Annotated in this window: 2 protein-coding genes; both read right to left on the reverse strand. The window is 40.2% G+C overall.

Annotated elements, in window-relative coordinates:
• Positions 1 to 2,967, reverse strand: a 2,967-nt coding sequence (locus tag GYA54_01120) for a UvrD-helicase domain-containing protein (protein NMC51313.1), incomplete at its 3' end; no start/stop codon positions are given.
• Between the two features lie 89 nt (positions 2,968 to 3,056).
• The coding region (locus tag GYA54_01125; protein ID NMC51314.1) for a DUF11 domain-containing protein at positions 3,057 to 4,221 on the reverse strand (1,165 nt) is incomplete at its 5' end.

A 4,221-nucleotide genomic window follows, 5' to 3' on the forward strand; every position in this document is an offset into this window, starting at 1 on the left:
CTTAAAATCAAAATTCATTATCCCTTCAATCAATTGAATAATCTTTTCTTTTGTTTCCCCCAAATCTTTTTCCTCCCCCAAAAAAGAAATTTCTGTATTATTATCCAAATAATAATAAACCAATTTCTCTACTTCCCAGCCAAATACCTCCTTGGCCGCCAACTGATATATCAAAAGTTGGTCTTTATCCACTTTCCCCTTATCCTTCGCTTCTCCGGTCTTATAATCAATAATCGCCACTTTCCCGTCTGACAAGCTATCTACCCTGTCTATCACCCCTCGCACGGTGTAATTGCCAATTTTCAGATTAAAACCCTTTTCCAAGTGTATCACCTTGGGCGGTGCTGATAATATCTCTTCATAAAATTTTTTTAACGAATCCTCACCCTTTTTGCGATATTCATCTTTGCGCCATTTATTTTCATACCAATCATCTATCCATGACTCTCGGTAAATTTTCAAAAGCTCTTCCCAGCTAGGCAAAATATTTTTAGTTTTTTCTTTTGCTCCTCCAAATAAATCTCTCTGACCCTCTGCTTGTATCTGCCAATGGCTCATAAATTTTTGTAAGGTACTATGCATGGTCTTGCCATAGCTAAAAACCGCATTGCCCTCGGTCGGCACCTTCAAAATAAAATTTAGATAATACTGATACGGACACGTCTCAAACGCCTTCAACTGTGAATACGAAAACGCTTTCGGCAATTCAATTTTACTCTTCTCTGCCCCGCCAATTATCTGTTCAATAATTTTTGGATTTTGGAATTGTGATTTGGGATTTATTTTGGATTTTGGATTTTGGATTTGAAATTTCTCTCCGAGCCCTGTCTCATAGACAAACCTTGACGGCTTCTTCTTTGTCTTGCCCCCATAATTTTCTGCCGTTGTCAGAAACAATCTCTTCTTGGCCCTAGTCACCGCTACATAAAAAAGCCTCCTTTCTTCTTGCAGGTGTATATCTCCTCCGGGAATAATTTCTTTTACCAGCTCATCCGGGATCTCAATTGGTTCTTTCCTCTCCAGTGAGGGGAACCTTTTGTCAGCCAAATTGACTATAAAAACATTCTCGAACTCCAATCCTTTGGCTGTGTGGATAGTCATGATTTTTACCGCCTCTGGCCCTTCTTCCAAATCCTTCGATAAGTCCCCCTGTTCACCAGCCTCTATCTCCCATTCAACCATCTGGAGAAATGGCCTTAATGACTTATCAACACTCCTTTTTTCTAACTCCTCTGCTTTTTTTATTAGACTGCGGACATAACTAAAAGCCTTATTATCGCTATTTTTCAATAAATAATCACTATAACCAAAATCTTCCATGAATTTCAAAATCACTTCCTTGACACTTTTTTCTTTTGCCAAGCTTGTATGCTTCTCCAAAAATGACAAAATTTTAGCCGCCTTGCGCCTGGTTTCTTCCTCTATCCTATTCAGAACACCAATCTGTTTCAATGTCTCAAAAATAGACTGAGCCTTGCGCCCGGCAAATCTGTTTATCTCCATCAGATCCTCTACCCCGATTTTTATCATTGGCAAATTGAGGATTCTCCACATAGCCATTGATTCGTGGTAATTATCCAATAATTTCAAATAAGCCAAAATGTCACGCACCACCTCTTTGGCATACAGCCCCTTGGAAGCCACGAAATTAAATGGTATTTGAGCTGCAGTCAAACCATTGCAAAATGCCTCAGCTTGATTATTGGCCCGGATCAAAACAACAAAATCATTCCAGGTTTCCTCCTGATTATTATTTTTTAACTCAATAATTTTATTTACCACCCATTCTACTTCGTCGCTCTCATCATCAGCTTGATAATATTCGACCTCTCCCTCGCCCTGTATTTGCGCGCTCAATTTCTTTGTCAATTCCTTAGTTTTAAGTTTTAACTTTTGAGTTTTGAGTTTGACCTCCAGCCTTTCTGGATTGTTCAGCTGAATAAAATTATAAGCCAAGTCCAAAATATTTTGTCTGGAGCGGTAATTTTTATTCAAAAATATTTCTTTCGCTTCTGGGTAGTCATCTTTAAATTGTAAAATATTGGACACTGACGCGCCCCGGAATTTATAAATCGACTGGTCATCATCGCCTACGACTGTTAAATTCTTATTTTCCCCAGCCAATAATTTTACCAGTTCATACTGTGCAAAATTGGTATCCTGGAACTCATCCACCAAAATATACTTGAACTGCCCCTGATATTTCTTTAAAATTTGTTGTCTTGTTCTCAAAAGTTTCAAAGCATAATTAATTAAATCGCCAAAATCCAAGGCATTCCTATCCAAAAGCAATTGCTGATAAACATGATAAGCATTGGACACCTCTTCCAATCTTCTTATCTCACTCTCATCCACTCCCTCTTTTTGAATTTGGAATTTGGATTTGGGATTTATTTTGGATTTTCCGCCTGCGGCTTCCATTCCATCCAAGTCTATCCGAAGCCCTTCCGCATATCGAAGATAATCTCCCGGCCATATCTCTTCATCCTTGCACCGCGCGAAATGCTTTACCAGGGCATGAATAAATTTTGTTGGATTACCGAGTGGCCGATAATAATCCAAATTAAATTTTTCTAGGTTCTCCCTGACCAGCATCCATTGTTCTGTCTGCGTCAACAAACGAAAATCATCCGGCACGCCAATATCCAGAGCATGAGCATGCAAAATGCGTTCAGCAAAGGCGTGAAAAGTCATCACCCACAAATCCGTATAACCATAAGGCAAAGCTTTATCCACTCGCTCTTCCATTTCCCCTGCCGCCTTGTCTGTGAAAGTCAAAGCCAAAATCTCTTCCGGCTTGGCCAGACCTTGTTCAATCAACCAAGCTATTCTTTCGGTTATTACTGTGGTCTTGCCAGTCCCTGCCCCGGCCACGATCAAAAGCGGGCCGCCACCGTGGGTCACAGCCTCTTTTTGTTCACTATTTAAACGTTCCAAATTGGCCATCTTTTCTTTGTTTTCTTTCATAAAACAGCTATATAAATTTTACCAATTCAATAGATAAAAAGCAAAAACCCCGCCTCTCGGCGGGGTTTTCTGCTTTTTGGATTATCTGATTATTTTATCACTTCTCCGCAATGGCACATCCTGAGTACCATTTCCAGAACTATTACTAGTCCAGTTGCGAATAGTGGTGCGAGCCACCAATAACTTCTATTCTGGCTGTTCATCTTTATAACCATGAAATAATAGGTTCCCAAAGCCAAAACATAAAATACAATCACCGCTACTAATACCCACCAATACCATGAATGGCATATAAGGTAAGCTATCAGTACCGCGAGTGTAATTAGTAATGGGAAAACTGGACCATATTTCAACTCTGCCAATTTGATCAGCTTGTGATTGGCGGCCAAGGCTAGATAATAACACAATAATATCAAAGCCAAAGCCCACCAAGGAGCCACATTACAAATCAAAGTGAGCAGAAGGAAAATTATCACTAGGGTTAAGAATACTGGTAAAGCCCAAAAAGCGCTTCCCTTAACAATATAGTATTCTCCATTTTCATCCTGTTTCAATTCTTCTTTAGAAACAAAGAAATAATAAGTAAAAAGAGCTAACAGGTGAAGTAGGATTACTATCAACCACAACCACCATTTGCATGTCGTGCACTCTGCGGTAGCGCAGGCCTGACACTCTTGACGTTCAGGACAACCGGTCGGAGGCACGATATTAGCCGTAGAAGTGGCAGCAGCCACTACTATCGGCGGATTTGGTATTCTTGCTGTAATAATATTCTCTGACCAATTGGCGCTCTTTGACGCCTGGTCAAAGGCCGCGGTCACATCGGTCCTTGGTGTGCCAACCGCGTTGGCTCTCACTGTGAACCGGAAAGTAATATCTTTGCCGGTTTCCAAAGAAGCTATCTGCCAAACCGCTGTTTCGGTTGTTGTATTATAACTATTCCAATTTGGAGTGGCGGAAACATATTTTATCAAATTACCAGGTATATCAACAGTCAAAACTCCATTGGTCAAAGTAACATTCCCAGTATTTTTTAAAGTAACTGTTTCCAAATAAGAGCTACCCAATATTTTTGTCTGAGCAAAAGTATAAGTCAGACTTAAATCTGGAGTAGAGCCACCGCCACCCTTGTTCACGGTTGTCGTTGCTGTGGCATTGGCAGTTTTAATACCACTCTGAATCTTGACGTTGTTAACGATCTGTTCACCATTGCTTTGTTTGCCAGCATCAGTTGAGACAACTACGGTCAAAGTA

The organism is Candidatus Kuenenbacteria bacterium, assembly GCA_012797775.1.
Classification (GTDB): domain Bacteria; phylum Patescibacteriota; class Patescibacteriia; order UBA2196; family GWA2-42-15; genus JAAZMX01.